The sequence below is a fragment of the Rhizobacter sp. P3_C12 genome (assembly GCF_056402735.1).
This window is the reverse complement of record NZ_JBFUGW010000340.1, coordinates 1-5769: the sequence shown is the minus strand read 5'-3', so window position 1 is coordinate 5769 and position 5769 is coordinate 1. Positions and strand designations below refer to the sequence as shown.

At 69.6% G+C, this 5769-nt stretch carries 7 protein-coding genes and 1 pseudogene; 2 read left to right on the top strand and 6 right to left on the bottom strand.

All coding sequences use genetic code 11. The annotated features are described in order from the left end of the window. The 4 genes and pseudogenes from AC1DXV_RS30405 to AC1DXV_RS30390 form a co-directional block, all read right to left on the bottom strand. Positions 1-132 (bottom strand): annotated as a pseudogene (locus tag AC1DXV_RS30405) (peroxiredoxin); the annotation flags it as partial. A 168-nt stretch (positions 133-300) separates the two neighbouring features. Beyond that, the gene (dnaN, locus tag AC1DXV_RS30400) at positions 301-1413 is read right to left on the bottom strand and encodes a DNA polymerase III subunit beta (RefSeq protein ID WP_477873435.1); all 1113 of its coding nucleotides are present in this window, start codon (positions 1411-1413) and stop codon (positions 301-303) included. Between the two features lie 11 nt (positions 1414-1424). Further along, positions 1425-1616: a plasmid-related protein gene (locus AC1DXV_RS30395; protein WP_477873436.1), complete on the bottom strand. Its 192-nt coding sequence runs from the start codon at positions 1614-1616 to the stop codon at positions 1425-1427. Between the two features lie 61 nt (positions 1617-1677). Next, a complete protein-coding gene (locus AC1DXV_RS30390) occupies positions 1678-2511 on the bottom strand; it encodes a ParB N-terminal domain-containing protein (protein ID WP_477937174.1) in 834 nt (277 codons plus the stop codon). 73 nt (positions 2512-2584) lie between these two features. Here AC1DXV_RS30390 and gloA2 point away from each other — a divergent pair, with 73 nt between their 5' ends. Together gloA2 and AC1DXV_RS30380 are read left to right on the top strand one after the other, a co-directional pair. After that, positions 2585-2974, top strand: coding sequence for an SMU1112c/YaeR family gloxylase I-like metalloprotein (gloA2, locus tag AC1DXV_RS30385; RefSeq protein ID WP_477874857.1), 390 nt, complete (start codon positions 2585-2587; stop codon positions 2972-2974). Positions 2975-3059: 85 nt separating this feature from the next. Continuing rightward, a complete protein-coding gene (locus AC1DXV_RS30380) occupies positions 3060-4481 on the top strand; it encodes a peptide MFS transporter (RefSeq protein WP_477937172.1) in 1422 nt (473 codons plus the stop codon). Between the two features lies 1 nt (position 4482). Here the strand turns inward: AC1DXV_RS30380 and AC1DXV_RS30375 are convergent, their stop codons facing one another. Next, on the bottom strand, positions 4483-5394 hold the full coding sequence (locus tag AC1DXV_RS30375; protein WP_477872005.1) for an SDR family oxidoreductase: 912 nt from the start codon (positions 5392-5394) through the stop codon (positions 4483-4485). A 42-nt stretch (positions 5395-5436) separates the two neighbouring features. After that, a partial coding sequence (locus tag AC1DXV_RS30370) for a helix-turn-helix domain-containing protein (RefSeq protein ID WP_477937170.1) occupies positions 5437-5769 on the bottom strand: 333 nt, incomplete at its 5' end.

Below are 5769 nucleotides of genomic sequence, written 5' to 3'. Positions count from 1 at the left end.
GGTGAAGGCCGCCGGCATGAAGATCAGCGTCGACCACTTGCCCTTCAGGCTCGCTTCGGTGACTTCGATGAACTTGCCGTTGTGGAAGGCTTCGACCTTGAACGGTTGGACTTGGGTGTTGATCAGCGACATCGTGTGATTTCCTTGGTGGCTTGGGTTGGATGAAAAAACGAACTGGCGAAGCGAATTTTGACCGCACTGCAGCATTTGCGGGATTAATTGACTGAATCAAGTCGATGGAGAAAAACTATTGATCGGAGGGGCCCGATTCACGTCGGAGTCTTGCGTCAGGGCCTCACGTCAAAGCCGCATCGGGCTCACCACGTACTTGAAGTCGCTGCGCTCGGAGAAGGTGAACAGCACCGCCGAGGCCGCGTCCTGCAGCGCCATCGTCACCATCTCGGCATCGGTCTCGCCGAGCACCTCGGTCAGGTAGGTCACGTTGAAGCCGATCTCCAGGGGCGCGCCGCCGTAGTCGACGTCGATGTCTTCGTCGGCCTCCTCGCGCTCGGCGTTGCTCGAGACGATGCGCAGCGCACCCGGCGCCAGGCTCAGCCGGATGCCGCGGAATTTGTCGCTGGTCATCAGCGAGGCGCGCTGCAGGCAGCCGAGCAGCGCGGCGCGGCCGAGCGTCACGGCGTGCGGGTTGGTCTTCGGGATCGCGCGGTCGAAATCGGGGTAGCGGCCCTCGATCAGCTTGGTGATGAAGCTGATGCCGTTGAGCTCGAAGCTCGCCTGCGCGGGGGCGAGGCGGATCTCGACGGTGGCGGCGTCATCGCTGCCTTCGCGCAGGTGGCGCTGCAGCTCGTGCACCGCCTTGCGCGGCAGGATCACCTGCTGCGCCGGCAGCTCGGCGTCGACCGTGGCCTCGGCCAGCGCGAGCCGGTTGCCGTCGGTCGCGACGAGCCGCACGCGCCGGCCGTCGGTGTTGAACAGCACGCCGTTCAGGAAGTAGCGGATGTCGTGCGCCGCCATCGCGAAGCTCACCTGGTCGACCAGCGACTTCAGCACGTGCTGCGGCAACCGCAGCGTGGTGGCATGCGGCGCCCGCGCGACCAGCGGGAACTGCTCGGCCGGCAGCGTGTGCAGCGTGAAGCGGCTGCGCCCGCCCTGCAGCCGCAGGCGGCCGGGTTCGGCCGTCAGCGTGACGAGCTGGTCGGGCGGCATCGCCTTCAGGATGTCGATCAGCTTGCGCGCCGACACGGTGGTGGCGAACTCGCCGGCATCGCCGCCCAGCTCGACCTGGTGGCCGACCTCGATGTCGAGGTCCGAGGTGGTCAACGCGATCGATGGGCCGCTCTTGCGGATCAGCACGTTCGCGAGCACGGGCAGGGTGTGCCGTCGCTCGACGATGCCGCAGACGGCCTGCAGCGCACCGAGCAACTTCGCCTGGGTGTCCTTCAGCACGATCATCGCTGGCTCCTTCAGCGTTGATCGGGCTTGGAGGACTGCCCGAACAGCTGCGCCTGCTCGGCCGAATGCTTGGCCGCGAAGCTGCGCATGAAGTCGCGCAGCACCTCGGCGGCCGCCAGGCCCTGCGACTGGCAGGCCTGCACGAAGGCATCTCGCAGATCCCGCTCGATGCGGATCCGCATGCCGGCGTCTTTGGTGTTCATCGGGGTCTCCGGTTGTGGATACACATATGTGTATCCATTGCGACGGAAACTATACCGTGGATCAGAACGGCGCGGTGTCGGCCTCGCCGGCGTTGGCGCGCAGCTGGGCGTGCAGGTCGGCGATCTTCAGCTTCAGCGCGGCGTTCTCGGCGGTCAGCGCGGTCACGCGCTGGCGCAGCGAGTCGACGCTGTCGGCGCCGTCGTGCGGCTGCGCTGGCGGTTGTTCCTGCGGTGTTGCAGCCGCGCCCTCATCGGCCGGCGCCTTGCGGCGCGATTCGCGCGCCCGCTTGGCCGCCTGCTTCAGCTCGTCCTTGCCGGCGGCCGCGGCGGCCACCTGCTCCTCGGCCGGCAGGCTGGCCACGGCGGCTGCCGCGTTGATCGAGATCGTGCCCGCCTTCACCGCCTCGACCACCTCGGGCGCCGCCTGCTGGCGGATCTTCTCGATCATCGCGACCTGGTTGCTGCTGATGCGCGCGGCCTTCGCGAGGGCCTCGCGGGTGTCGAGCTCGGGCGCTGCGGCCACCGGTGCGGGCGAGGCGGCCTCCGCCGGCTCGGCGGCGCGGCGCGCACGCTGCCCGGAGACGATCTCGCGCTTGCGCAGCGCCAGCACGCCGCGCTGGTAGTCCGACAGGCTGCGCCGGCCGAGGTGCTGGTCGATCATCCACAGGTGCACGTCTTCCAGCGACTGGAAGCGCGTGCTCTGCACCGTCTGGAACGGCAGCCCGTGCTTGCGGCAGATGCCGTAGCGGTTGTGCCCGTCCACGAGCATGTCGCCCCACAGCACCAGCGCATCGCGGCAGCCTTCGGCGAGGATGCTGCGTTCCAGCGCGTCATGTTCGTCCGCGGTCAACGGGTCGATGTAGGCTTTGAGTTCTTCGTTGACGACGAGGTCCATGGGCGCGCGTTCGATCGGAGACAAGGGGGGCGCATTGTAGGGAGACGCGATGGACCGGCGCGACAATCGCCCGATGCTCCGACGCATCCACCACGCCGCCATCATCTGCTCCGACTACCCGGCCTCGAAGCGCTTCTACACCGAGACGCTCGGGCTCGCGGTGATCGCCGAGCACTTCAGGGCGCAGCGCAACTCGTACAAGCTCGACCTGGCGCTGCCCGACGGCTCGCAGGTCGAGCTGTTCTCGTTCGACGGCGCGCCGCCGCGCCCGTCCTACCCCGAGGCGCGCGGCCTGCGCCACCTGGCGTTCGAGGTCGACGACGTGGCGCAGTGCAAGGCCGTGCTCGAGGGCCAGGGTGTCGCGGTGGAAGACATCCGCGTCGACGAGTACACCGGCAGGCGCTTCGTGTTCTTCGCCGATCCGGACGGGCTGCCGCTGGAGCTGTACGAGGCGGCCGCCTGAGCAAGCCGGGTCGCCGCGAGTTGTGCGGCACCCGCATTTCAGCGACAGTCGCGGACTACCCAATTTCCATCGGAAGCCACCACCCGTGTCCACCTCCGCCCCCCAAGACCGTGCCTTCTTCGGCCACCCCGCCGGCCTCGGCTGGCTCGCCTTCTGCGAGCTCTGGGAACGTTTCTCGTACTACGGCATGCAGGCCCTGCTGGTCCTGTACCTCACCAACTACCTGTTCCTGCCCGAGAACATCGGCCACGTCGCCGGCATCGATGCGGTGCGCGGCGCCATCGAGAACGTCACCGGCCTGCGCTCGCCGCAGCAGCTCGCGTCCGCCGTGTTCGGCCTCTATGCGGGCTTCGTCTACCTGACGCCGCTGTTCGGCGGCCTGCTCGCCGACCGCGTGCTCGGCCGCACGAAGACGGTCGTGCTCGGCGCGGTGCTGATGGCCACCGGCCACTTCCTGATGGCCTTCGAGGCCAGCTTCTTCTTCGCGCTGCTGTGCCTGCTGATCGGCGTCGGCTGCTTCAAGGGCAACATCGCGGCGCAGGTCGGCGACCTGTACGCGCCCGGCGACAAGCGGCGTGCGAGCGCGTTCCAGATCTTCATGCTGGCGGTGCAGATCGCGGTGATCCTCGCGCCGATCGTCTGCGGCACGCTCGGCGAGAAGGTGGCCTGGCACTGGGGCTTCGGTGCCGCCGGCGTCGGCATGGTGATCGGCCTGTTCGTGTACCTCAAGGGCCGGCGCTACCTGCCGCCCGAGCCGCAGCGCGTGCGCCGTGCCGACCAGGCCGCTGCCGCGCCGCGCGCCGCGATGACCGGCACCGAGAAGGGCCGCCTGGTGCTGCTGGTCGCGCTGATCCCGGTGCTGATGATGACGGTGGTCGGCAACCAGCAGTACAACAACGCGTTCCCGCTGTGGTCGCAGAAGTACATGGACCTGGTGCTGTTCGGCTGGCAGGTGCCGGTGAGCTGGCTGCAGGCGATCGATGCGGCCGCGAGCACCGCGGCGATGATCGGCTCGATCGCGTTCTGGCGCTGGTGGGCCACGCGCCGCCGCGAGCCGGACGAGGTCACGAAGATGGCGATCGGCTCGCTGATCGCCGCCACCGCGCCGGCGCTGCTGGTGATCGCCTCGGGCATCGTCGACCACTCGAGCGAGAAGGTCGGCTTCGGCTGGGCGATCGGCTACGCGGTGCTCAACGACATCGGTTTCGCCAACGTGATGCCGGTCGGCCTGGCGCTGTACTCGCGAACCGCGCCGCACAAGCTCGAGGGGCTGATGATGGGCACCTACTACCTGCACCTGTTCCTCGCCAACACCTTCGTCGGCTGGCTGGCCGGCTTCCTCGAGACGATGCCGGGGCAGCAGTTCTGGGGCCTGCACGCGGTGCTGGTCGGCGGTGCCGGCGTGGCGCTGCTGGCGGTGAAGCTGGTGTTCGGCAAGCTGCTGGCGCCGACGGCGGTCGACAACGGCGCTGCGGCGGTGTCAGGCGACGCGGTGCCGGCTCACTGATTCACGGCGACGCTTCCTCCATCTCGAAGGCCGGCACGCGTCTGCCGTCGATGTCGGTGAAGCCGTAGTCCTGCGCCAGGTCGCCCACGCGCAGCACCTGGCCGCTGCGGCGCATCACCTGCGCGTCGGCCGCCAGCGCCGCGACGGCGCGGCCCAGGTAGCGTGGCGATTCGGTGCGCGCGAGGGCAGGGCGCTCGTGCCAGTGCGCCTCGTCGGTGTGGTGGCCGGCCAGCACGAACTCGGTGCGCATCCAGCCCGGTGACACCGCGACCGAGGCCACGCCGTGCGGGCGCAGTTCTTCGGCGATGCCGAAGGCGAGACGCGCCATGCCGGCCTTCGCGAGGTCGTAGAACAGGTTGCCGCGCAGGTAGTGGCCGCGGTCCCAGAAGGTGGTCGTGACGATCAGCCCACGGCCCTGCTTCACCATCAGCGGCGCCGCGTGGCGGCTCGCCAGCAGGTGGTTGCGCACGCCGCGGTCGATCATCGAATCCCAGTGGGCCAGCGGGTGCTCCCAGAACGGCGCATTGAACACGCCGTCGAAGCTCTCGTGGCCGCCCCAGGCGTTGTTGACGAGCAGGTCGAGCCGGCCCTGCTCGCGCTGCACGCGGGCGAACAGCGCGGCCACCTCGTCGTCCTGCGTGTGGTCGCAGCGCACCGCGATGCCGCGGCCGCCGGCGCACGTCACCTCGTCGGCGGTGTCGTCGATGCTGCCGGGCAGGGCGGCGAGTTCCGACAGGCCGAGCAGCTGGCCGTAGCTCTGCGCGGGCTGGGCGCGCGTGCTGCGCCCGGTCACGTAGACCGTGGCACCGGCGGCGCCCAGCTCGACCGCGCAGCCGCGTCCGCCACCGCGGCTTGCGCCGGTCACCACCGCCACGCGGCCCTGCAGCGGGCGCGGGTTGTTCTCGTTCGTCATCGTCTGGCTCCTGGGGTCGATCGGCGCCATGGTGCGCGGCCTTCAGCCGGCGGTCTTGGAAGATTCCGAAACCGCGAGCCGCCGGTACTCGGCCGGCGTGCAGCCGCACAGCGCGCGGAACTCGTTGGTGAGGTGCGACTGGTCGAAGAAGCCGCCATCGAGCGCGACCTCGGCCCAGCTGCGCTGCGGTTGAGCGCGCAGGTCGCGCAGGCAGCGGTGCAGGCGCGAGAGCCGGCTCCAGCGGCGCGGCGAGAGCCCGAACTGCGTGCTGAACAGCTGCTGCAGGCGACGCTCGCCGACACCCACCTGCGCAGCGAGCGCGGGCACCGGCAGCCGACCGCCGGACTGCATCAGCAGCCGCAGCGCGTGCACGGC

Bases quoted from the DNA above. Each gene is read 5' to 3' on its own strand.
- dnaN (WP_477873435.1), bottom strand. From the start codon at position 1,413: ATGATCGTGCTGAAGGACACCCAGGCGAAGTTGCTCGGTGCGCTGCAG.
- AC1DXV_RS30395 (WP_477873436.1), bottom strand. From the start codon at position 1,616: ATGAACACCAAAGACGCCGGCATGCGGATCCGCATCGAGCGGGATCTG.
- AC1DXV_RS30390 (WP_477937174.1), bottom strand. From the start codon at position 2,511: ATGGACCTCGTCGTCAACGAAGAACTCAAAGCCTACATCGACCCGTTG.
- gloA2 (WP_477874857.1), top strand. From the start codon at position 2,585: ATGCTCCGACGCATCCACCACGCCGCCATCATCTGCTCCGACTACCCG.
- AC1DXV_RS30375 (WP_477872005.1), bottom strand. From the start codon at position 5,394: ATGACGAACGAGAACAACCCGCGCCCGCTGCAGGGCCGCGTGGCGGTG.